Origin of the sequence: Acetobacter aceti (assembly GCF_002005445.1) — a bacterium.
Classification (GTDB): Bacteria; Pseudomonadota; Alphaproteobacteria; order Acetobacterales; family Acetobacteraceae; genus Acetobacter; species Acetobacter aceti_B.
The window spans coordinates 1,460,341-1,483,950 of sequence record NZ_CP014692.1; the positions used below are offsets into that span (position 1 = coordinate 1,460,341).

At 49.4% G+C, this 23,610-nt stretch carries 21 protein-coding genes and 2 pseudogenes; 18 read left to right on the forward strand and 5 right to left on the reverse strand.

Annotated elements, in window-relative coordinates; genetic code table 11:
• Window positions 1-5 precede the first annotated feature (5 nt).
• The 3 genes from A0U92_RS06560 to A0U92_RS06570 all read left to right on the forward strand — a co-directional run bounded on the left by A0U92_RS06560 (window position 6) and on the right by A0U92_RS06570 (window position 3,284).
• Window positions 6-2,003: an FUSC family protein gene (locus A0U92_RS06560; RefSeq protein WP_408736112.1), complete on the forward strand. Its 1,998-nt coding sequence runs from the start codon at window positions 6-8 to the stop codon at window positions 2,001-2,003.
• On the forward strand, window positions 2,000-2,206 hold the full coding sequence (locus tag A0U92_RS06565; RefSeq protein WP_077812529.1) for a DUF1656 domain-containing protein: 207 nt from the start codon (window positions 2,000-2,002) through the stop codon (window positions 2,204-2,206). The genes A0U92_RS06560 and A0U92_RS06565 overlap by 4 nt, the downstream gene beginning before the upstream one ends.
• 121 nt (window positions 2,207-2,327) lie before the next feature.
• On the forward strand, window positions 2,328-3,284 hold the full coding sequence (locus A0U92_RS06570) for an HlyD family secretion protein (RefSeq protein ID WP_077812530.1): 957 nt from the start codon (window positions 2,328-2,330) through the stop codon (window positions 3,282-3,284).
• Window positions 3,285-3,423: 139 nt separating this feature from the next.
• On the opposite strand, the gene A0U92_RS06575 is transcribed toward A0U92_RS06570, so the two are convergent.
• Complete coding sequence (locus A0U92_RS06575; RefSeq protein WP_257788160.1) at window positions 3,424-4,341, reverse strand: DMT family transporter; 918 nt, start codon at window positions 4,339-4,341, stop codon at window positions 3,424-3,426.
• A gap of 114 nt (window positions 4,342-4,455) precedes the next feature.
• Here A0U92_RS06575 and A0U92_RS06580 point away from each other — a divergent pair, with 114 nt between their 5' ends.
• The 13 genes from A0U92_RS06580 to A0U92_RS06635 all read left to right on the forward strand — a co-directional run bounded on the left by A0U92_RS06580 (window position 4,456) and on the right by A0U92_RS06635 (window position 16,531).
• Window positions 4,456-5,040 (forward strand): TetR/AcrR family transcriptional regulator, encoded by a 585-nt coding sequence (locus tag A0U92_RS06580; protein WP_077812532.1) that lies wholly within the window; start codon window positions 4,456-4,458, stop codon window positions 5,038-5,040.
• A gap of 46 nt (window positions 5,041-5,086) precedes the next feature.
• Complete coding sequence (locus tag A0U92_RS06585; RefSeq protein WP_149026398.1) at window positions 5,087-5,746, forward strand: hypothetical protein; 660 nt, start codon at window positions 5,087-5,089, stop codon at window positions 5,744-5,746.
• 86 nt (window positions 5,747-5,832) lie between these two features.
• Window positions 5,833-7,800, forward strand: coding sequence for a copper resistance system multicopper oxidase (locus A0U92_RS06590; protein ID WP_077812534.1), 1,968 nt, complete (start codon window positions 5,833-5,835; stop codon window positions 7,798-7,800).
• The gene (locus tag A0U92_RS06595) at window positions 7,800-8,552 is read left to right on the forward strand and encodes a copper resistance protein B (protein ID WP_077812535.1); all 753 of its coding nucleotides are present in this window, start codon (window positions 7,800-7,802) and stop codon (window positions 8,550-8,552) included. The genes A0U92_RS06590 and A0U92_RS06595 overlap by 1 nt, the downstream gene beginning before the upstream one ends.
• 192 nt (window positions 8,553-8,744) lie before the next feature.
• Window positions 8,745-8,972: a Flp family type IVb pilin gene (locus tag A0U92_RS06600; protein WP_077812536.1), complete on the forward strand. Its 228-nt coding sequence runs from the start codon at window positions 8,745-8,747 to the stop codon at window positions 8,970-8,972.
• Window positions 8,973-8,998: 26 nt separating this feature from the next.
• Complete coding sequence (locus A0U92_RS06605) at window positions 8,999-9,484, forward strand: prepilin peptidase (protein WP_077812537.1); 486 nt, start codon at window positions 8,999-9,001, stop codon at window positions 9,482-9,484.
• The gene (cpaB, locus tag A0U92_RS06610; protein ID WP_077812538.1) at window positions 9,484-10,353 is read left to right on the forward strand and encodes a Flp pilus assembly protein CpaB; all 870 of its coding nucleotides are present in this window, start codon (window positions 9,484-9,486) and stop codon (window positions 10,351-10,353) included. Before A0U92_RS06605 ends, cpaB begins: the two co-directional genes overlap by 1 nt.
• Window positions 10,340-11,752 (forward strand): type II and III secretion system protein family protein, encoded by a 1,413-nt coding sequence (locus tag A0U92_RS06615; RefSeq protein WP_077812539.1) that lies wholly within the window; start codon window positions 10,340-10,342, stop codon window positions 11,750-11,752. Before cpaB ends, A0U92_RS06615 begins: the two co-directional genes overlap by 14 nt.
• 1 nt (window position 11,753) lies before the next feature.
• The gene (locus A0U92_RS17230; protein ID WP_149026399.1) at window positions 11,754-12,050 is read left to right on the forward strand and encodes a hypothetical protein; all 297 of its coding nucleotides are present in this window, start codon (window positions 11,754-11,756) and stop codon (window positions 12,048-12,050) included.
• Window positions 12,047-13,303 (forward strand): CpaE/TadZ family protein, encoded by a 1,257-nt coding sequence (locus tag A0U92_RS06620; protein ID WP_077812540.1) that lies wholly within the window; start codon window positions 12,047-12,049, stop codon window positions 13,301-13,303. The genes A0U92_RS17230 and A0U92_RS06620 overlap by 4 nt, the downstream gene beginning before the upstream one ends.
• The gene (locus tag A0U92_RS06625; protein ID WP_077812541.1) at window positions 13,300-14,646 is read left to right on the forward strand and encodes a TadA family conjugal transfer-associated ATPase; all 1,347 of its coding nucleotides are present in this window, start codon (window positions 13,300-13,302) and stop codon (window positions 14,644-14,646) included. The genes A0U92_RS06620 and A0U92_RS06625 overlap by 4 nt, the downstream gene beginning before the upstream one ends.
• Before the next feature lie 3 nt (window positions 14,647-14,649).
• Complete coding sequence (locus A0U92_RS06630) at window positions 14,650-15,621, forward strand: type II secretion system F family protein (protein ID WP_077812542.1); 972 nt, start codon at window positions 14,650-14,652, stop codon at window positions 15,619-15,621.
• A gap of 4 nt (window positions 15,622-15,625) precedes the next feature.
• Window positions 15,626-16,531: a type II secretion system F family protein gene (locus tag A0U92_RS06635; RefSeq protein WP_077812543.1), complete on the forward strand. Its 906-nt coding sequence runs from the start codon at window positions 15,626-15,628 to the stop codon at window positions 16,529-16,531.
• Window positions 16,532-16,588: 57 nt separating this feature from the next.
• Here the strand turns inward: A0U92_RS06635 and A0U92_RS06640 are convergent, their stop codons facing one another.
• Window positions 16,589-17,398: an IS5 family transposase gene (locus tag A0U92_RS06640; protein ID WP_077812350.1), complete on the reverse strand. Its 810-nt coding sequence runs from the start codon at window positions 17,396-17,398 to the stop codon at window positions 16,589-16,591.
• Window positions 17,399-17,445: 47 nt separating this feature from the next.
• Window positions 17,446-17,841, reverse strand: a pseudogene (locus A0U92_RS06645) (transposase); the annotation flags it as partial.
• A 333-nt stretch (window positions 17,842-18,174) separates the two neighbouring features.
• On the opposite strand from A0U92_RS06645, the pseudogene A0U92_RS06650 reads away from it, so the two are divergent.
• Window positions 18,175-18,932 (forward strand): annotated as a pseudogene (locus tag A0U92_RS06650) (IS5 family transposase).
• 74 nt (window positions 18,933-19,006) lie between these two features.
• Window positions 19,007-19,957: an IS481 family transposase gene (locus A0U92_RS06655; RefSeq protein ID WP_077814207.1), complete on the forward strand. Its 951-nt coding sequence runs from the start codon at window positions 19,007-19,009 to the stop codon at window positions 19,955-19,957.
• A gap of 22 nt (window positions 19,958-19,979) precedes the next feature.
• Here the strand turns inward: A0U92_RS06655 and A0U92_RS06660 are convergent, their stop codons facing one another.
• Window positions 19,980-21,299 carry a hypothetical protein gene (locus A0U92_RS06660; RefSeq protein WP_077812544.1) on the reverse strand — a complete coding sequence of 440 codons (1,320 nt, stop codon included), beginning with the start codon at window positions 21,297-21,299 and terminating at the stop codon, window positions 19,980-19,982.
• Between the two features lie 151 nt (window positions 21,300-21,450).
• Window positions 21,451-23,610 (reverse strand): hypothetical protein, encoded by a 2,160-nt coding sequence (locus A0U92_RS06665; RefSeq protein WP_077812545.1) that lies wholly within the window; start codon window positions 23,608-23,610, stop codon window positions 21,451-21,453.

Here is a 23,610-nt window from a genome sequence, read left to right on the forward strand (position 1 = left end):
GGTTCATGTTCTGTGTACGAACATGGCTTGCCGTCTGGCTCGCTCTGGCCGTGTCCTTCTGGCTGCAGATCTCCTCGCCGGGATCGTCTGCCGTGACCGTCATGATTCTGGCCCAGCCCCTTCGCGGCCAGATGCTGTCCAAAGCCCTTTACCGGCTCGCCGGTACTTTTGTTGGCGCATTTGTCGCCTTGGCGCTGACATCCTGTTTCAGTCAGGATCGCGCCCTTCTTCTCGGCGGGGTCGCCCTATGGCTCACCCTTTGCTGCATCATGGGGACGCTTGAGCGGGATTTCCGTGCTTATGCCGCCATGCTGGCAGGTTACACGGTGGCGCTGATCGCCATTGGCTGTATCGACACACCGGAAACCGCTTACGATGTCACCGTCAATCGTGTGTCGGCCATCGTTATCGGGATTGCCGCGACCGCCGCCGTCAATGACGTCTTCGGTTCGCCGACCGCCTGGAGCAAGCTCACACACGCGCTGGATTCACTGGCTTCCATGGTGGCGCGGATCGCCCGGGATTCTGTCGCGGGCCGATCGGTGCCGGATGCGGCGGCATCCGCAGGTATCGCTGGCCAGATCATGGCGCTGACGTCTCAGGTCTCCTTCGCCCGCACGGAGATTTCAGACGGACGGCTCCGTATGGTCGGCGCGCGCTCCGCCATGGTGGCCCTGCTGGAAATGCTGAACTGCAGCCGGGCGATTGCCATGGTGCTTGAACGCGGTCTGGTGTCTGACGATGTGCTCAAGCGTGTCCGCTCCGCCTTCGGCACCGGCGATGCGGCGTCATCGCCCCGCATCGCCGTCGAGGATCTGGAGCAACTGGCGCGGGAAACCCATCTGGACGCGGCGGGTAATGAGACCCGGCTGACTCTGGACGAAGCCTGGTTCATCGAGCGCGTCATGTCCCTGCTGTCCTACTGGCGCTGGGCCGAGGATGGTGTGGATTGTGTTCACAAGGGCGGACATGCCCGGACGCAGGCGCCCGAACTGAAGATTGTGACCCATCAGGACGTCATTCTCGCGCTTCTGAACGGTCTGCGCGTGCTGATCGGTTTTTCGCTCGCGGCGGGTCTCTGCATTCTGACCGGTCTGCCGCAGAGCTATTCCGCATTGTCCCAGACCGCAATCGTTCTGACACTGGCGGCAACGACCTATGACGTCCGGGCCTTCGGGATGGGCGCATTGATCGGCATGCCATTGGCGATCGTCGTCGCAGCCATTCTGAACTTCGGTATTCTGCCACATGGGGCGGAGATGACGTTCTTTGCGATCATGGTGATCCCCGTCATCTTCGGAAGCTGCCTGCTGTTGCTCAATCCGAAGACGTCCGCGATCGGCTTCAATGCAGGCGTGTTCTTTTTCGTCATTCTCGGCGTCGCCAATGAGCAGAGTTATAACCTCGCGCAGTTCATCAACCGTGACGAGCAGTATCTCTTCGCAGGCGTGCTGATCTTCATCACTCTCACGCTGCTCCTGCCACCCAAGGCGAAAACCCGTCGTTTCCGGGTGGCGATGGCTATCGGGCACGATCTCCATCGGCAATTCGAAGGTCATGGCGAGCAGGAGGGATCGGCTCTTATCAGCCGTCACTATGACCGGCTGACCAAGCTCAGGATGTGGAACAGCTACCTCCGGCCTTCAAAGGCGCGGGATCGTGTCTTTGCCCGTTTCGCCAGTCTTGATGATCTTGGTGGAGCGCTGGCCCGTGCGCGCCGGCATCTTCAGCGTGCGGCAACGATCCCGATTGTGAGAGCCGAAGCTGAAGCGGCCCTGCGGTCTTCGATCATCTATAATGTAGATGCCGCCATAACCCGTATGACCATTCATGCGGAGCGTCTTCTGCTGCTGTCAGAAAATCTGCCGCATGGTGAAATGGCGACGGTTCTGGGTGCTGTGTCAGGCATGGCGGGCGCGATCCGTATTCTGGAACAGAACCGTTCCGCCATCAGGCTTTATGATCTCAACCCTGTCCCTGCGATGCGCTGGAGAGCCCAATGAACGCGCCTCTTCAGTCCGTCATCAATATAGGCGGACTGCTGGTTTCCTCGTTTCTCGTGCATGTCGGCCTCGGCCTTCTGACCATGGTGATCCTCAAGCCGATCCTGACCAGGACACGTCTGGACCGGTTCATGTGGAATGTGCCGCTCGCCGAGTTCGGCATGCTCATTATCTTTACCGGGATCTACACGATCCTGCTCTGAACGGAATGCTGATCTGGCCATCCGCCGGACGGAAAACGGAAAAAGGAGCGTTGAGAGGCAATGGAACGACTGCAAAGCATGCTGACGTCCGGTTGGAACGTCATGGACAGAGGACCGGATCGTGTTTGAAAAAGCGAGAAAGGCTCTCCAGTACACAACCACTGCAGTTATTCTCATCATTGCAGCGATTACGGCTTTTGTTCTGTGGGATTACTATACATCCGCTCCATGGACGCGAAACGGACAGGTCCGTGTCCAGACCGTCAATATCGCGCCGCGTGTCTCCGGGCCGATCATCGCCCTTCATGTCCATGACAATCAGGTCGTGCATGCGGGAGACGTGCTGTACGATATCGATCCGTTCGACTTTCAGGTTGCGGTCGCCAATGCGACAGCCGTGGCGGATCAGCGAAAGGCGGATCTTGTTCTGAAAACGGCCCAGCATAACCGTCGGGACAGGCTGACCGATGCGGCGGCGTCACCGGAAGAAAAGCAGGTTTATGAAGCGACCGCCGAGGTCGCGAGGGCTGTCTATGCCCAGGCGCTTGCACAGCTTTCGCAGGCGAAGATCAATCTGGAACGAACCCACATCCGGAGTACGGTAACGGGGCCTGTCAACAATCTGATCATGAGGGTGGGCGACTTCGCCACGGCAGGTAAACCGAACATCACGGTGATTGATCAGAGTTCCTACTGGGTGGATGGTTATTTCGAGGAAACCAAGATCGGCTCGATCAACATTGGCGATCCAGTTCGCGTGGACCTGATGGGCTTCCATCATCCGCTCGAAGGACACGTGGTCAGCATCACCCGAGGCATTGCAACTTCCAACGCGACCAGTGGTGTGCAGGGTCTGCCGACTGTGGACCCGGTCTATACATGGGTGCGTCTGGCCCAGCGTATCCCGGTCCGAGTCCAGATCGACCGTATCCCGGATGATGTGACGGTGTCTGCCGGCATGACCGCAACCGTGACGATCGTTGGCAGCAAGGGGCATCGGGCGCATGATACGCTTCAGGATGCGTTCGAGCGGCTGCATGACACAGTATTCGCGGTCGGTGCCGGGACGCATCGCTAGGTCCGGTTCAGGCTGCTTTGCATGAAGAATGGCGGATGGCCTCGTCCTGGTATTCTCGGGACGCAGAAATGGATATCCGTGAGACGTTATGGACAGGGCGTCTCACGGACTGCGCTTTTTCGCATAGGGGGCCGTCCCGTCAGTTAAGGCCCTGTGGCGTCACAGGACTCGGCTGCTGGCAGCACATGGCGTCAGCCAGCTCAGCAGAGGAATATTGACCGGTCGCCGCCGGTGTTTTCGCAGCTCTGTAGCGCAGCGCTGGAGCCAGATTCCATAGCACGGCGGCAAGCACGATCCCGCCGCCAATGAGTGCTCCCGTGCCTGGATATTCGGAGAGGACCAGCCAGACCCATAATGGTCCAAGTACGACGTCAAGCAATTCCACCAGGGCCGCTTCAGTCGAACTGATGAAACGGCTTCCCATCAGGAACAGCAGGAAGGAAAGGGCGGTCGTCAAAACCCCGAGCGCGAAAAGAAAAGCGAGATCGTGAAGTCCGGGAACCGCGCCTGAGGAGAAGGGAAGAGCAACCAGTGAACAAAGGAATGCGGCGACAGCATTGATAAGGGCGAGATTAAGCCGTGGGACGGCGCGCGCTAATATCAGCAATCCTGCAAAGGTGACAGTCATGAGAAGAGCCAGCAGATTTCCGGATATATCTGCAAGATTCACTCCCTGGCCAGCAACAATTCCTACGCCGATGAGTGAGACCACGCTGGCGACGAGCGCACGGCGCGGGCTGCGTTCGCCGATGAAGACCCAGCCGATCGCGGCCGTAAATAAAGGCAGCGTCGCATAGAGAATCATCACGTTTGCCACGCTGGTCAGTGTCAGCGCCGCGGCATAGGCCCCCATCGCGACAGCCGACAGGAGAGAGGCGCCAAGTCCAGCCCAACCAAAGACACTCTCTTGCGCAGGCCAAAGGACAGCGATTGCCAGAAGGGCGCAACCGGCAAAAAAGGAGCGCCACAGGATCAGGTCGCCGACCGGCACATCAATAAGATGCACAAACAGGCCAGCCAGGCTCCAGAGCAACGTCGCGACGGTCACGAGTATCAAGCCGTACTGCCTCTGTCGCGGCATCAAGCACCTCAATTATAACGGACTCGGAAGCATACCGACCGGTCTGTTTGCAAGTTTGACGAATTAGGGCGATCGGTCTAATTTTGTCCAATGAAAAAACGGAATACCCGGGAAATTCTTATCGAGGAAGGTCTCAGGGCTTTTCTTATGAATGGCTTCGAAGGCATCGGCATTCAGCCGATCCTCAAGCGGGCCGGGGTCACGAAAGGGTCGTTTTACAATTTCTTCCCCAGCAAGGAGGCTTATGCGCTTGAGGTGATCGAAGCGTATTCGCTTCGATACGAGGCCTTTCGGATGCGCAGCTTTGCCGGGGATAGTTCGCCGTTACGTCGGTTGTGGGCCTATTTCGAGGATCTTGAGACCGAAATGGAACAGGCGCCGGAGACGGCAGGATGCCTCTATGGCGTCCTGTCCCAGACGAGCACTCCTCACAATGAAGCCTTGCGGCGCCGTGTGAAAGTGGCGTTCGCGCACTGGCAAGCGCAAATGGCGGATCTGCTCAAACAGGCTCAATCGGTCGGAGAACTGGAGGCTGATGTCGATGCCGCAGACGTCGCCGGTGCTATCATTGATGCGTACGAAGGGGCGGTCATCCGGATAAGGGCTGAAGGGGATATGAAGCCAATGCGGCGCTTCCGGGAACTGACTCTGAAACGTCTCATTCCGGCGGTGTAACGGGCAGCGTAAAAGAGCATGCTCGTGGTCTTTTGCCAGACTGAAGTTGTTCAGGGAACTTGTAAAGCTCAAGGTCTATGACACGCCGAGATCGACGATCCGTGCGACATCCAGTTTGTGTGAGGTCGCATGGGACTCAACTGAAGACATATCCTTCAGACAGGACGTCTGGTTTCACTTTGGCTTGCTCTGTCTTGTCGTGCTCGATAGGATTCTCCGACAGGCCATTTCCGGTCTTCGCATGAGGCAGAAACTGGTGCGTCGGGTGACTGAGACAAAAGTGGGAAGGTGGGGCGTGATTCTGCTGTTGCAGGTCGCGTTGCTTCTGACTGCGCTGATGCCAGCCCAGGCCATGATGTCGCATGTGCAGAATGGAAAACCGTCAGGAGACAGGCACGCCAGCGGCATGGCGATGGACGGAATGATTCACTCTGCTGCTTCTGGTCCGTCCGACTGTGCCGGCCACCATCATCACGCTCTGTCTGAGGCGGCACACTCTCGGCATTGCAGCACTCATCATGAACATGGTCCTGATTGCTGCATGAGTGACGGGTGCGTTCAGCTCCCGTTGATGGCGGACCTGCGGGTGTCGGCCGTTTATGGAAAACGGCTTCTTGCTGCAACACATTATCATAGACCCGCATTCGGTCTGCCTCCGGGAGAGGCGGCCATACCGGCGTTGCCGCCTCCCAGAACCCTGTCCTGAAAAACCGCCTGAGGCGGTGATCTGTCCCGAAGGACCGGTGTTACCGGCCATCCTTCCTCTGTGATCTTTTTCAGGATCTTTCAGACATGATTGAGTCTGTTTTCCCGAAACACGCGCCCATCGGGCGTCGTCGTTTCGTCACCGGCGCGGCTGCTCTGGGCTGTGGGGCGGCTGTTTCTCCAGCTCTGGCGCACAAGGCGGTCACTGAGAGCCCGCTTTCGGCCGAACTGCCGGACGTATCTTCGTCCTTTCTTCTGAACGTCGAGAAAATCCCGGTTCGGGTTGGGCGGCAGAAAACCAAAGGGATTGGAATCAATGGTTCTATTCCGGCGCCTACCTTGCGCTGGCGGGAAGGTGATACTGTCGAACTTCAGGTCAGAAACCATCTTCATGAAGACACATCGATCCATTGGCATGGCATTCGTCTTCCGGCCGACATGGACGGAGTGCCGGGACTGAGTTTCGCGGGAATTCCTGCGGGAGAGACGTTTACCTATCGTTTCCCGGTCCGGCAGAGCGGTACTTACTGGTATCACAGCCATTCCGGTGGACAGGAACAGGCCGGGCTCTATGGGGCGCTGGTGATCGACCCGGCTGACAGGCCTGCCTATACGGCGGACCGGGATTATGTGGTGCTGCTGTCCGACTGGACGGACGCCGATCCCATGGACATCGTCTCCAATCTGAAATTTGACGGCGACTATTACAATTTCCGCCAGCGTACGGTCGGCGACTTTCTGCACGATGTTCGCAAGGACGGCCTGATGGCGAGTGTCCGGGACCGGCTGATGTGGGGCGGCATGAACATGGCTCCCACGGATATCTCGGACGTGTCGGGAATCATTTACACCTATCTCATGAATGGCCGATCGCCGGACAAGGGATGGACGGGCCTTTTTCGTCCGGGAGAGCGCATTCGGCTCCGCTTCATCAACGCGGCCTCCATGACGCTGTTCGATGTGCGCATTCCGGGTCTTACGATGCAGGTTGTCGCGTCCGACGGTAACGACGTGGAACCGGTCCATGTGGATGAATTCCGTATTGCCCCGGCAGAGACATACGACGTGATCGTGCAGCCCGCGGCTGACGAAGCTTACACGATCTTTGTGCAGTCAGAGGATCGCACTGGCTACGCACGCGGAACGCTTGCCACACGGGAGGGCGCTCTGGGGGCTATCCCGCCCATGGATCCACGACCGCTGAGGACAATGGCGGACATGGGTATGGCGGGCATGAAGGGCATGGGCATGGGCATGGATGGGGAGCAGAAAAGCGACCCGATGGCCGGAATGCATATGGAGCCCCATGACCAGGCTTCTTCAGGAAAGACGGTAACGGCGGTCCCGCAGAAAGCTCACCGTCACGCTGCCATGGACCACATGAATATGGGTCAGGCGGATAGGGGAGACATGGCCGGGATGGAGATGGGCCGCATGGATATGTCGGGAATGTCCATGCGGCACCCCATGCCGGAGACTCACTCTGACGGCGCAAGGCAGAGTGGGCCATCCGGCGATCATGCCGTGGCGTTGCCCGTCAATCAGCCTTCGTCATTGAAAACAGGAGTCGAGGTTCAGAGTCTTGCTTCAAACCCTCAGAACCGCCTTGGGGAGGCCGGGGATGGCCTTGATGGCAATGGACGCAGATGCCTTCGCTACACAGATTTGCGTGCCCTGAAGCCGGGGAGTGACCTGCGTGAGCCTTCCCGGGAGATTGTGTTTCATCTGACGGGAAATATGGAACGCTTTATCTGGGGTTTTAACGGGAAGAAATTTTCGGAGGCAGAGCCTGTCAGGTTGCTGGTTGGGGAACGTGTCAGGTTTATCCTGATCAATGACACCATGATGGAGCATCCCATCCATCTGCATGGCTTGTGGAGTGAGCTGGAGAACGGACATGGGAGGTTTCAGCCGTACAAGCATACCGTGAACGTCAAGCCGGGGGAGCGGCTAAGCTATCTTGTCACGGCGGATGTGCCAGGATTATGGGCGTATCATTGCCATCTTCTCTATCACATGGATACCGGCATGTTCCGGACGGTGGTGGTGGCGTGATGCGGCGTCTGACGCCAGTTGCCCTGGCAATTGCAGCGGCATGCGGGTCTTCCGCCGATGCGGCGCCAATGAACAAGGCAATGGCTGTTTCCTATGTGAACGGCATCATGCCCGTCATGGATCAGCGCACTTATGTCCATGCGTTGCTGGACCAGTTTGAGGCACGTTACAGCAGTGCTGGCGGGCAGTTCCGTTATGATGGGCAAGCGTGGTTCGGTTCCGATTACAATAAGCTGTGGCTGAAATCGGAAGGGACAGTGGGAACCGATGGTCGTTTCGGAGATGGAGATCATGAGATTCTTTATGATCGCTCAGTCTCGCGTTATTTTGATGTGCAGTCGGGGGTGCGGCTGGACATAGATCGTGGCCCCACACGCGCCTGGGGAGCTATAGGTCTTCAGGGATTGGCTCTTTATTTCTTTGATGCCGAAGCGACTTTCTATTTCAGCGATAGGGGCGTCGCTGCACGTCTGACAGGTTCGTATGATATCTTCATTACCAATCGGTTGATTCTGCAACCGCAGGCAGAACTTAATTTTTATTCAAATTCTGACAGTGCGCGAGGTGTTGGCAGAGGGCTGTCCGACATCGATGCGGGTTTGAGATTACGCTATGAATGGCACAGAAAGATCGCGCCTTATATTGGCGTCACATATTCGAACATGTTCTATGAAAACAGGTTTTTTCAAAAAACCTTCAGTCAGACCGGCAATGGTGTGAACTTCACTTTCGGTATTCGAAGCTGGTTCTGACTGTTCGTTGGGCAATGAGATTTTTCAAGAAAACGCTCTTCCAATAAAATGGAAAGTGGATGTTTCTGCCGGCTCCATTAACCTTTGATTAAAAGTTTTGCGGCAAATCTCTAACGAGCCCGAGCGTGAGAAAGACCATGACCGCTCCAGAGGCGCAACAGGTAACTTACTGTGACGACAGGATCAGGACACATGGACTACTTCATTGTTCAGAAAATTGCTGAAAGCAAAGCAGTTGAACGGCTCCGTACTCTTTTTGCAGACCGCGAAGGTGTGACGGCTATCGAATATGCTCTTATCGCAGGGCTTATTGCTGTAGCTTCTTTTGGTGCGATGAAACTGCTTGGTTCTTCGTTGCAGACGCTGTTCAGCACGATCTCCACAACTCTTGGTAGCGCACCGACTTCCTCGGGCAGCTAAGGCAGCCTGACGGGCAGATACGAAAGATGCTGCGGTATATCGCATTGGATGCAGCATCTTTCCTGCTTGTTTTTTCAGCGTGCACGGATATTCATGCACGAAAAATATATAACTCAGCTTCTCTTTTAATATTTGTTCTGTCCATTTTCGTGTCCTGTGCACGAGGGGACTTCTTAAAAGAGATGATCGCTGTTATATTACTGTTTCCAATATTTTATACTTTATGGATTTTCCGTATATTCGGAGGTGGAGACGTCAAGCTTATTTTGGCAGTTATCCCTCTGGTTCCCCTTTGCGATCTGGTTTCTCTGTTTCTGTCCATTTCGATAGCAGGCGTTTTTGTCGCCTTGTGCTGCCTGATTGTATCGGCATTGAGTCAGCGAAATAGTAGTTTTCAGGCGTCTTTACAAAACATTTTTGTTTTTCGCGTGAAATCATCCATGTCCGTTCCTTACGGCGTGGCTATTGCGATGGGTGTTCTTGTTGAAACACTCAAAGATCAGGGCATGTAATGAAACTTTATCGCTACATATTATATTCTTGCTTTGCTGTTCTGACGGTTGTTTGTTTCGTTCTGATTTTCAGGCTGGCTGCAAAGCAGCAGGATGCGCCGCGGGTTGTGCAGGTGGTGAAGCCTGAGCCGATGGTGGCGGTGCTCGTCGCCAATCGGCAGCTCTATGCTGGTGAAGTCCTTCATTCTTCTGATATTACCGGTGCGAGTATCCCGAAGGCTTTTGTTTTGCCGGGAACTGTAATGGACTCATCTTCAGCCAGGCAGAATGTGATTGGTAGCCTGTTGCGGGTGTCAATCCCCAAGAACGCACCTGTTAGAGGTGAGGATGTTGTGCATGCCGGAGACGGAGGATTTCTTGCCGCATTGCTGAGTCCAGGCAAGAGGGGTGTCGCCGTGCCTGTTGATCCATCAAATGCAGTTGGCGGATTGATCTGGCCTGGCGATTATGTGGACGTCCTTCTTATGCCAACTCTGGAGCATGGTCAGGAAAACTCTGATTTTCAGACGTCTGCTGTCAAAACTCTTTTGCAGAATGTTCATGTTGTTGCTGTAGATCAGCATCTTGTCCGGGGCCAGGGGCCTGCAAACGCTTCTGCGCAGAATGCAAGAACTATCGTTTTGGAACTGAATTCAGAGGATGCGCAAAAACTGGCTCTGGCAGAGAAGGTGGGACATCTGACCTTAACTTTAAGGTCTATGACCAAGTCAGCGGAGGATGCTTCAGTAGCAGGCGCTACCTGGAATGACGATATTTTTGAGTCAAAAATTAAAGAAAAAAAAGTGGAGCCGCATAAAACGGCAGCAATTGAAAATTCCATACATGTGTTTAATGGGTTAACGGAAGTCATAAGCAATGAACATGAGTAATATAAAAAATATATTGAAATTTTCTGCTGTCAGTTTGTTTTCTTTTCTGGTGGTGGTAAACGAAATTCACGTAGCTCAAGCAAGGTCATCTTCAAGCATTATTCTTGAAGTAGGCAATGGTAAACTCATTGAATTGGATTCGAGCGTTACCAGCGCATTCGCGGCTGATCCAAAGATTGCTGAAGTAAGACCGGCAAATTCAAAAACACTTTTTGTTTTTGGAACGGGGGTGGGTCGCACCACAATTTCTGCCGTCAATGGGGAAGGGCATCCAGTTGGGCAGTATGATATAGTTGTCAATCCTTCTCAGTATGCGGCGCACCAGGTAAAAGAAATTGCGACGCAATCTTCGGGGGTCAATTATGGATCTCGTGCGGGTCAGAACGGCCTGGACCTTACGGGTAATGCACCAAATCCGGAAAATGGAGAACGTGCGTGGGAGATGGCTAAGGATCAGGCTGGTAAAGCTGATGTTTACGATCATGTAAGATTAAAAGACTCCACTCAGGTCAATTTACAAGTGCAGATTGTAGAAATGTCGAGGCAGCTTGTAAGAGAAATCGGTGTTGAATGGCAAAATATGAACGCTTTGGGGACAAGTGCTGTCATCGGACTTGCAACTAAAAATCCGCTGGCGGCACTAGCGTCAAGTCAAAGTAGCTTTGCTTTTCTGTCACGATTTAAAATTGGTGGAAAGCAAACTACTTTAGAAACAATCATTGATGCTCTTGCTCAGGATCAGTTGGTGCACATGTTGGCTGAACCTAATCTGACGACTTCCAGTGGGGAGCCTGCTAGCTTTCTCGTGGGTGGTGAATATCCGATACCAATTTCATCTTACAATAACACAGTTTCTGTTCAGTTTAAGCAGTACGGTATTTCTTTGTCGTTTGTTCCTACAGTCCTGTCGGGCGGACGAATAAACCTTCATGTAAGGCCGGAAGTCAGCCAGCTTTCAAGCAATGGCGCTGTATCGTTTGGTGAGGGTAATGCAAGCATAAGCATCCCTGCAATAACAGTTAGCAGAGCTGATACGACCATAGAATTGGGTAGCGGACAAAGCTTTGCGATTGCAGGACTTTTTCAGGATAACACAACGACACAAGGGCTTGGACTGCCGGGACTTGGCGATATCCCGATATTGGGTGCTTTGTTTAAATCGAACAGTTTTCAGCATAACCAAAGCGAATTGGTCATTATTGTTACTCCTTATATTGTAAAGCCTGTTTCCAACCCTGACCTTCTTTCAAAACCAAATGATCACTGGTCTGCTCCGGATGACTATCAAAGAGTGTTCCAAATGAGCCAGACAGGTGGGAGGCGAAAAGGTATTGAAAAAAATGCGGGTAACAAAGCTGAAGAAAGAATTCCTTCAGATGTCGGGTTTATGGTAGATTGAAATGAGACATAACTTTCAATATTATCTGATTATCGTAGCCGTATGTTTGGTTCTCGATGGTTGTGCGCAGGTAGACCCTCTTTATCAGGCTTCGGCTTGGAATGCACAGAATTCGAATGGAAAGAATTTATTATTACAAGTAGAAAATGCGCATGATCTTTCCGTGGGAAGATCTGTTTCGGATTACAATGGTTCGTTAGCCGTAGATGCTGTCAAAAGACTGCGAGATGGTAAAATAAAAACTCTGGAAAAAGTTAAGCTGAGTGACGTTGCTAGTAGTCAATCAGGTGCACAATGAGTCAGTTTAAATCGATTGATCACGGGCATTCATTCGAAGGAGCTCTTAAGAAAAGTTCTTCAGAGTTTAGTATTCAAGGTTTTGTTTCTGATGTTGCTAGTGAAAATGTGTTGAGAGAGGTATTGGATGAATTTCATCCTGGAAAATTTTCTCTTGCATGTCTCTCGTGCTCTCTTGCCGCTGTAAAATTAAGTCGCGGTATTTCTCCAGACATTTTAATTATTGATGTTTCTGGAGAAGATCAGCCAATTACATCTTTGGTTGAACTTTCAAATGTCCTCGAACCTGATGTAAAAGTCCTTGTTATTGGTGATAGGCAGGATGCAAATTTTTATAGGCAGTTAACCAGAGGTCTAGGGGTAGCTGAGTATTTATATAAACCCCTCAATAGATCAATGGTCTCTAGATTTTTTGGACCATTTTTAAATGAGGACGAATATACGCCAGAAGCTACTCGTGGAGGTAGGGTTCTGGGTTTTGTCGGGGCAAGGGGAGGAGTTGGCACGACAACAATCGCAGCTAATTTCTCATGGTATTTAGGTGAAGTTGCAAGACGTCACAGTCTTATTATAGATGGTGATTTGTATACTGGAGCTCTATCTATTCTTATGGGTGTCAAAACTGATAGTGGACTTCGTACTGCATTTGAAACACCACAACGTGTGGACGAATTGTTTATTGAAAGAAGTGCGCAAAAAATTGGAGAAAGATGTGATATTCTGAGTAGTCAGGCTGATATGTCAGAAATTATTTCAATTTCAAAAAGTGGTCCGAGTCATCTTATCGATGTAGTGAAGAAGAAATATAATTATATATCAATAGATATACCAAAAGGATTTGGAGAAATTTCTAGAAATATGATGGATTTGTGTGAACAAAAAATCATAATTATAGACCCTTCTCTCGCTTCATTACGAGATGTTCTAAGATACATAGCTTATCAAAAAAATAGTAAATATGGATCGAGACCTTTAGTTGTTCTGAATAAACTCGGACAACCGGGCTCTCTCTCTCTTAAAGAAGTTACGGATGTATTAGGCCGTCCTCCTGATGTAGTTGTTCCATTTTTACCAAGAGTTATTAATGAATGCGAAATATCTGGATACCCGGCAGCTCGCTTAAAAAATGCATTTAGCTCTGCCATATCAGTTTTAGTACAAGAGGCTGCATCAGTAGCAATGGAAACAAAAAAAAGTAAAGTTGGAAAAATAAGAAATAAAATAGAAGATATTTTTGTGAGGTGGCAGTCATGAGTTTAAGTCCACGTTTTGGGAAAGTGTCATCGCAAATTCCTACGTACGTTGGAAAAGGTGATGACAGCTTCAATGTCCAGCATAGAGAAATAATTGGTCAATGGGCTGAATTGCATGGATTGTGCTTGGAGAGATTGGATCCAGTCGCGGTCTCTAAATTGCCTCCTGAGCGGCTTATTCCGGAAATTGAACGTGTAGTTGATGAGACTGCAACAGAAAAAAGAATTCAGCTTAATGCCCGTGAACAAAAAATTTTGGCAAATGAACTTGTAAATGATATAAATGGTCTTGGTCCTATTCAACCACTTTTGGATGATGATCGTATCACTGATATTATGGTTAATGGTCCATATAAAATATTTGTTGAGAAATCAGGAAAACTGGTTGATTCAGGAGCGCAGTTTAGAGATAGACGGCATTTAATGGCTGTAAGCCAAAGAATTGCATCTGCTATTGGAAGAAGAATTGATGAATCAAGCCCAACAGTTGATGCGCGTTTGGAAGATGGTTCTCGAGTAAATATAGTTTTTCCCCCATTGGCTCTTGATGGGCCTTATTTGTCTATACGAAAATTTTCAAGAAAGAAGATAGACTTTAAGAAATTGGTTGAAAACGGTAGTTGTTCTGTCCAGTTGGCTAAAATATTAGAGATCGCTTCTCGTATACGATTGAATGTAATTGTATCGGGTGGAACTGGTTCTGGAAAAACAACTTTAATGAACGCAATGTCTAGGTTGATAGACCCAAGTGAGCGAATAATTACTGTTGAAGATGCGGCAGAATTACAGTTTCAGCAGCCACATGTTGTTCGGCTAGAGACGCGACCCCCATCCATTGAGGGAACTGGTGAAATAACTCAAAGGGATTTAGTGCGTAATGCATTACGTATGAGACCCGATCGAATTATTATTGGAGAAGTGCGTGGCCCTGAAGCATTTGATATGCTGCAAGCTATGAATACTGGTCATGATGGAAGTATGTCCACAATTCATGCGAACACAACAAGAGATGCAATAACTAGAATAGAAAATATGGTACAGATGGGTAATTTTGGATTGCCGACATCTTCCATAAAAGCTCAGATTGTGGGTGCTGTTGATCTAATAATTCAAATAGAACGGCAACGTGATGGTGTAAGGCGGATTGTACAAGTTACAGATGTCTCTGGTATTGAAGGTGAAGTTGTTACTTTAAATGATATTATATCATTTCATATTGACGGTGAAAACTTTAATGGAAAAATAAACGGGCATTATGCGGTGTCCAGGTCAAGACCAAGTTTTTATAAGACTCTGGTATATTATCAACTTGATCATGTGTGGTCTGGAATATTTGAGGATTAAGATATGCATATTCTTAACGAAATTTATTTTTATATTTTTATTGTACTTATATGTAATTTATTAGTCGTGTTTGGTTTTTTTAATCAAAAAAAATTAGACAACTATATAAGTAAAAGATTTGATGATGTTCTGGATTGTGGAAAAAATATAGATTTTTATATAAATAATAATCCAAAGATTATAACAAATAAAGTTATATCAAAAACATATTATGATTATATATTTAATTTTTTATTTGGATTTGATAAAAATGCAGATATTTGTTCTTTTTATGAATTTAAAAAATATCTTTTATTTTCTTTTTCTTTGTTTTTTTTGTCGTTTGTTGTTTTGTCTTCTTATATTTCATTTAATTTTGTTTTTTGCTTTTTATTCTTTATTATTTGGATAGTATTTGTTAGATTTTATTTTATGCGAAAAACAAATAAATATAAAAAGAATCTTATTGAGCAATTACCAGATGCTGTTTTTATGATGGCTAGAAGTTTAAAAATTGGAGTTTCATTATCTCGCACTCTTGAATTGATATCTAGGCAATCACCCGAACCAACTAAATCTTTATTTGAAGATGTTGTAAAAAAAATATCTGTTGGCAAAGAGTTTAGTGAAGTATTGGATGAATTGTCGATTAAAGCTGGAGTTAATGAATATAAATTTTTTTCAATTATTACAAAATTACAAAATAGAACTGGTGGAGGACTCGCGGACATTTTGGATGGCTTTGGACAAAATATTAGAAAGAGAATTTCAACAAGAAAGAAAGCAATTGCATTGGCTTCTGAGGCACGTATGAGTTGTTATGTTTTGTCAGCTTTGCCGTTGTTTATGGCTGCAGTATTAAGTATAATGAATCCTCAATATATTTCAGTTTTATATAAAACAGATGCCGGGTTGAAGCTTTTGTATATCGCGATATTTCTGTTTTTGTTTGGTATATCTTCGATGTTTCTGGTCACAAAATACACTTTGAGGTGATGTTATGTATTTCATTTTTTTTGTATATATTATACTTTTTATTGCATTTATTATTGATGTGGATGCTGCTTTCTCTTTTAGAAAGAGAAAAGAATTGAGAATAAATAATATATATAAAAATGATTATGTGATTAATTCAAGTGAAATTAAAAATAATAAATTATATATAATTTTCTTGAATAAAATAACAAGTATCATATCTAAATTGAAATTGATAAATTTTGATTCTGATCATAAAGAAAAAAAATATTTAGATTTATTTGGAATTGATTATAGTTATTTTTTATCCATTAAAGTATGTATGTCGTTTTTTTGTTTTTTTGTTTTTTTGTTTTTTTTATTTTTTTTAAAAATTGAAATGATTTATTTAATTTTATTTTCTTTGGTGTCGGGGTTTGTCGGTTTTAAATTCCCCGATTTTGTTTTGAATCAAAAAAGAAAATATCACTTTTCTCGTGTTGAAACTGGGATGGCGGACGCATTGGATCTATTTTTGGTGTGTGCAGAGGCTGGCTTGGCAATGGAATCAGCAATGGAATGTGTAGCTATTGAAATGGTTGATTTAAATAAAGATGTAGCTGACGAGTTTAGAATAACTATAAATGAAATGAGAATTAGTAATGATAGAGTAAGGGTTATAGAAGATTTAGGAAGAAGAACTGGATTGGCAACTATGCAGCGTCTCAGTGGAGCTTTAATTCAAACATTTGAAACAGGGTCTTCATTGGTATCTGTTTTAAAAGTTCTTGTTTCTGAAATAAGAGAGGATTCTTTAATAAAATTTGAAGAAAAAGCAGCTAGACTTTCTATTATGTTGACTTTTCCAATGATTATATTTCTGCTTCCATGTATGTTTATTGTTATAGCAGGTCCAGCAATGCTTAATTTGATGGGTGTTCTTAAAAATTAAACGAAATATATTTCTTTGTGTATGATCAAAGTTAACCTGGACGGACACTAGAAGGTGTTATGCACCTTGAGCGAGTATAGCGGCGTTTCTGAGCATGAAGCATGCGAAAGCGACGACATGGAGACTTGCGAGTGTTGAGGCATAGCGCTCGTAATCCTTGACGAGCCTACGGCATCGCGTGGCCCATGCGAAAGATCTTTCGACGACCCAGCGACGAGGTAGCAGAACAAAACCGCGCTTGGCCTCGGGCAATTTGACGACCTCAAGGGCGATACCGTGAGCCCGCGCTGCCTCTGCCGGCCTCTCACCCGTATATCCCTGATCGACATAGGCCAGTTCGACGCTTTCGTCCGTCACTTCCTGAATGGCGGCAGCGAGGCGTCCGACCTCGGCGCGATCGTCCCGATTGGCTGGCGTGACGTGCAGGGCCAGCAGATGGCCAAACGTGTCCACGGCCATATGCAGTTTCGAGCCCTTTTTGCGTTTGGCCCCATCATATCCGGCGCGTGCCCCGCTCTCCGGCGTCGAACGCAAGGTTCGGCTGTCAAGAATAGCCGCCGTGGGTTCCGCCTTGCGGCCTGAGGCCATGCGCAGCACAGCACGCAGGTCAGACGCCAGCGCTTCGAAGCAGCCTGCCTCCATCCAGCGACGGGATTGCTGATAGACCGCCGACCAGGGCGGCAGATCGTTCGGCATGGCGCGCCAGGCGATCCCGTAGCGGATCACGTAGCGCAACCCGTTGAACAGTTCGCGCAGATCATGCCGCCGCTGTTCCGCGTCCTCTCGCATCAGAACCAGATACGGAACAACCAACGACCATTCTTCGTCTGACACGTCAGAGGGATACGGCTTGCGAGCTTGCTTCATTCAGCATTACTGAAACAATCACGCGCGAAAGTACATAACACCCTCTAGGTCAGGCGTTCGTGAAACAACCAGACTGTTTTGGCATCCGGCACGCGGTCCGTCATCCTCCGCCTGTATTCCAACGATACTGCGTATCGCCGGAACCTTGCAGGCTCCGCCCCAGACCAAGGAAACGCATGAAGGACAGGTGGTCGTGGATCAGGTATTCCGTCCGCTCGTCGGACAAATTGTTCAGTGTCTGGATGACCAGAATTTTGAACATCAGCACTGGACCAAACGGCGGACGACCGCCTTTGCTTCCGTCTGAATAGGCCGGTGCCTTGTTCAACTCCGGACGAAACACCTCAAAATCCACAGTCCGGGAAAACGCCTCAGGTTGGTCACCGAGCCCACTCAACCGGGCAAGCCGCTTTTCAACATCAAAAAAAACCAGGTTGCGTCATGAGCCACTCCTCCAGTCATCACACAAGAAATGGAATCATAGAGAAAGCCCAAACCCAGAGGGTTTTTCGAACCAATATTATATAAGTAAATACCTTATTTTCTTGACTATTTATATGTTTTGTTGTTATATTGATAATGCAACCCTAAGAAAAAAGGAAAATTATACAAAAAGGAGATTTCAATAATGGCTATTTCATACAGAAAATACAAAAAGAAAATTACAGCAACAGTCCGACTTAATGGCGAATGCCTTAGGACCGATCGACATTCAGGATTCCCTTTTTTTGGAATGAGTGATTCATAGAGCACCGTGTTGGAACACGGAGCGTGGGATGGGGATCAAGCGTTACGAGTTGACCGAGGTGCAATGGCAGAGGATTGCGCCTTTGCTACCCGGCAAGGTCGGTGATGCAGGCCGTAGCGGGACGGATAACCGCATGTTCGTGAATGGCTGTCTTTGGGTTCTGCGCTCCGGCGCGCATTGGAAAGACCTGCCTGAGCGGTATGGCAAATGGAAGACGGTACATCGTCGGTTCAGCCGATGGTGCCATGCCGGGGTGTGGGAAAAGGTTTTCGAGACGCTGACGGCCGATCGGAACAATCAGTATCTGATGCTCGATTCAACCATCGTTCGCACCCATCAGCAGGCCGCGAGCGGAAAAGGGGGGCCAAAGATCAGGCGCTGGGGCGTTCTCGAGGTGGTCTGACGACCAAGATTCATATGCTGGCCGATGCGCTGGGCCGCCCGCTGTGCTTCGTGGTCACGGCTGGTCAGGTTGGCGACGTCACCCAGGCGCCGGCCCTGCTCGCGGGTCAGGAGGGGGCTGCCGTCATTGCCGACAAAGCCTATGACAGCAATGCGTTACGTGCCCTCATCGCTCAGATGGGTGCAGAAGCCGTCATTCCTTGTAACCCGACCCGCAAGATTATCATCTCCCACGATGCCATCGCCTACAGGATACGTAATCGTATCGAGCGGTGCTTCAACCGCCTCAAGCACTTCCGACGCTTCGCTACCAGATATGATCGACGCACCATCCATTTCCTCGGCTTCGTTCACCTCGCCTCAGCCATGATCTGGATGATCTGAATGTCGATCCGTCCTAGCTGTTTAGTCCCGTGTTTTGATGGTGCATTATTCAGTCAGGAATGGAGGGATGCACTGTGGGACAGATTTTACACGGGAGCGCCCGCACGACAGAAGCGGTCCGTCGAGCGATACACGATAGTCAAGAGAGCCTGAGGGTTCTGGCCAGGCGTTATGGGATCAACCCGAAGACGGTTGCGAAGTGGAAGAAGCGCACTGCGGTCGGTGATTTGCCGACCGGCCCCAAAGACGCGCATTCGACGGTGCTGAGCATTGAGGATGAGGCGATCATCGTTGCTTTCCGCCGTCACACGCTGCTGCCGCTGGACGACTGCCTCTACGCACTCCAGGCGACGATCCCGCACCTGACGCGATCATCCCTGCATCGCTGCCTGCAACGACACGGGATCAGCCGACTACCCGAGGTGACGGGAGACAAAAAACCCAGGCGCAAGTTCAAGGCTTATCCGATTGGCTATTTTCACATTGATATTGCTGAAGTGCAGACTGCGGAGGGTAAGCTGCGCCTGTTTGTCGCGATAGACCGTACCAGCAAATTCGCCTTTGTCGAACTGCACCGGGAAGCCGGAAAAATGATTGCCGCAGGTTTTCTGCGGAACCTGATCGCAGCAGTCCCTTATGCCATCCATACAGTTTTGACCGACAACGGCATCCAGTTCACCAGTCAGACACGGCATAAATACGCCTTCCACCCTATCTTTGATCGGGTGTGCGACGAAAACGGTATCGAGCATCGGCTGACAAAGGTGAAGCATCCATGGACCAACGGCCAGGTTGAGAGGATGAACCGCACGATCAGGGAGGCAACAGTCAAACGCTTCTATTATGAAACACATGACCAGTTGCGTCAGCACCTCGCGGACTTCGTCATGGCCTGCAATTTCGCCCGAAGGCTCAAGACGCTACGCGGTCTCACTCCATATGAATTCATTTGCCAGCAGTGGGAAAAAGAACCATCACGGTTCATACATAACCCGCACCATCAAAATACGGGACTAAACAACTAATCACTTAAGCAGTGATTCAAATTTACCTGCGTCGCATAAAAAATAACAAAATATGGGATAGAGAAAATAACTTTGACCGTTTATTGGTCTTTTTTACTGTGGCGGGTGATGATATGAAAAAAAATTCATGTTCATAAAAATGGTCTTCATGAGAAATTCGATTATCTCTGTGATTTGAAAGAAATTTATTGTTCACTATCAGACCTGTGTACCCTCTGGCTTTTTGCAATTTTATCGAAGGAACCAGCCAGTCATAAGTTGTGACATGATTCCAGAGCTCATCAAAAAGCATGCAATCAACGGAATATTCAGACACATTGCCAAGAATTAAATAGTCATTGTTTTGAGTTTTGAATTTATTTGTTAGAGAAAACTCTCTTTTTTCTATGTTAAATGTTAAGAATTCTCCATAAGAGACAATAACACTAAGGCCAGTGGCCTTGATAGGTTCGAGGATATCTGCCGGAGTAAATCTTTGAATGGCATCTTCAACATGGTTTTTCTGGCAGAGACTTTCAAATACCATATTTTGAAAATCTGGTCTGTTCATGAATTCTTGCGTTATGCCAGACTTTGTTGGTCGTGGACTTTGCAGAGCTTTTTCAAAGATTTGAGGGTGTTTTTTTAGGGCCGCATTCAGAATATTTCGATGATTATCTTTGCTTGCTTTTCTTATTTTTTGAAATGATATCCGAAGTTTTTCCGGATTTTCAATGTTTTCTAGTGTCTCTCTGAGATTTTCTGTTCCCTTTATGTGAAATAAAATCACATGCCCTGTGTAAAATACTTTTATATATATAGGATTTTTTGTGTATTTTTTATAGAAATCTACGTGCTTTTTATCTTCTTCAACGGCCTCGTCATACAGAATATAGACATTTTCGGCAAAATCTTCATCTCGAACGCCCATACCTTTCATGTCAGGCTGGAAAAATGCGTCGTAACTGGATGCGGCGCCCTCACGTTCATCGATATCAAGAGACCAGCGTGGCGCTAGGGCTATGCTATGAGATGCTTTGAGTTTCTTTGAATATTTGAGAGCGGCGTAACCTCCCATCGAATCACCGTAAGTGTATATGGTTTCTTTTTTATCAGAAATGTTTTTTGCAAATTCTATTAATTCCAGTGATTTTTTACTTCTATACCAGTTTCTTTTTTTTGAAACGATCCCAATTGTATCTAGGTTAAGCTTTTTGCAAGAATCTCTAAAGAGATACTCACCTGAGTAGGAACCTGCTTCATAATAACCAACCTCACCAAACCCGGAAAATGTTATAAGAGTAAAATCGCTTGATCCGATATTTCTATATACGAAACCATCTTCATTTTCGTAGACAAGCATATCTTTGGACCACACTCTGGCAACATTTATATTCCAGCTTTCAAAGCATTGTTTAAAACTTCATGTAAGATAGTTAGTGGTAATATTTCAGTAAAAATTTTTATCTTATTATGTCTTGTTGTTATTTGTTACATGAAAGAGGCTTGTTTAGTTATCCTCTTCCTTCGCGGTACCATCCTGCACCGATTAAAAGGAGCACTGCGATCAATGTCGCCCATGCCGGCAGTAACTGGGTTGCACTTGTCCCAGTCAGAATCCTAGCGTGCCTTTGTGGGAAACCGAGCGCCTCGACTGAACTTCCGTAATGAACAGGAGGGACGCTGAGCTTCCCCGGGTCATCCCCAAGCCAGGCAACAGTTCCACCCGTGCGGGCTGCGACAGGAGCAACTGTTTCGGCTGTCAGACGCAGATCAGAGAACTCTTCCGGGTTTGCTTTCACAGGTGCCGCAAAAGCACGGTGATTGCCATCGTCGGCTGTCCAGATTCCAGATTGTGTCACTGGCATCTGCCCGGTTGTGACACCAGAACCCACGCTATGCAGGGTCATTGTCGATTTTGTTCCGTCTGGAGCCGTGAGCGTAATATCAGCGGAAGCAGTATTGGAAACACTATGGCGTGTGACAGTCAGGGTGCCTTCAGAGATATGCGCTTCGAGACGCTCCTCCTCAAGGTCCGGCTCTTTCATGAGCCAGTGTGAAATGCGCCGTAGAAGTTCAGCCTGTGGCCCTCCTCCCAGTTCTCCACGAGACCAGAGCCATATCTGATCGGAAAGCAGGAGGGCGACGCGTCCTTTATCGACGTGATCAAGCACCAGAAGCGGGGACGCGTCAGGACCGCTCATCAGCACCTGTCCACGCGCGTCATCCGGATGGAGAGCCCGATACCAGGGGCCCCACTCATTCGCACTTTCCGCATCCGGGCTTGCGGAAGTGCTCGGAGCTGGAGCACCCGGCAGTTCGGCTGTCACCGGATGGCGACGCCCTTCTTCCGTCAGTTGCGGACGGAAGCGACGGATGGTGACGCCGGGTGCGGCTTCGGTCGGGGCCAGATCAGGAGGCGAGGCGGGTACGTGGGCCGGCAGGACATCTCCAACTGCGGTCTCCTGCAGTGAGTTGGGGCCTGTGAATTCCGGACCGGCAATCAGGAACAGACCACCGCCCTTGCGCACAAAGCGGGCGATATTGCGCAGGTAGACAGGCGGCAGGATGTGACGGTTTTCGAAGCCGTCAAGAATGATCAGATCGAACTGACCGATCTTGTTCTGGAACAATTCCTCGACAGGGAAGGCGATCAGGGCCAGATCGGAGAGCGGGGTTCCATCGTCCTTTTCCGGGGGGCGCAGAATGGTGAAGTGAACCAGATCGACGGATGGATCGGCTTTCAGCAGACGCCGCCACACACGTTCGCCCTGATTGGGCGTGCCGGAAACAAGCAGCACGCGCAACCGGTCCCGGACACCGGTGATGGTCAGGATCTCCTGATTGTTCTGCGTGGAGACTTCCCCCGGAAGTGTGGAGACGCTGAGACCCACAAGCGTTTCGCCGGGATGGGAGACAGGCAGCGAAATGTCCTGTGGCTCGCCGGTATGGACAGGAACGCTCAAAGCCGGGTTGCCGTCGGTTGTCAGGGTAATCGTGGCGGACGCGCCGGGTTGGGTGTCGGGTCCGAGATCATCGACCTGAACGCGAATAAGCGCGGATTTCCCGACAATGGCGTATGGAGGCGCCTGAAGAATACGCAGACGACGGTCTGTTTCTTCGCCGCTTCCTGTCATCAGTACGTGCAGAGGCAGGGTGACGGCATGACCCTGACTGTCATGCAGGGCAAGACGTTCCGGAATACCCTTGGGCGCATCACGGGTCTGGCCGTCCGTGATCAGAATAGCACCAGCCAGTTGCTCGGGAGGGATGTCGGCGGCAGCTTGCGACAGGGCGTCGAACAGGCGGGTGCCCCCTGTCTGCCCGCCGCGCACAGTGACCATGCGCAGGCCGGGTCCGGTGGAACCCTGTTCGCCAAGAATACGGGCTGCGGCACGGGCGATGGCCGCCCTGTTTTTCACCTGCATCGAACCCGTCTGATCGACGATGACCAGAGCAGTTTCAGGCAGTTCCCGATGTGTTTCCTTCAGGGACTGCGGCCCAGACAGCCACAGCAGAATGACCGCTCCCGCAAGCCCACGAAGAAGAGTGCCTCGCATACGGACCAGCAGGCCGATCGCCGTTACGGCAATCAGCAATCCAACCAGCGTAAACAGCAGCCAGTGCGGCAGCAGGGGCGCGAAAGCGATAGTGTGGGTAAAGCTGTCGATCAT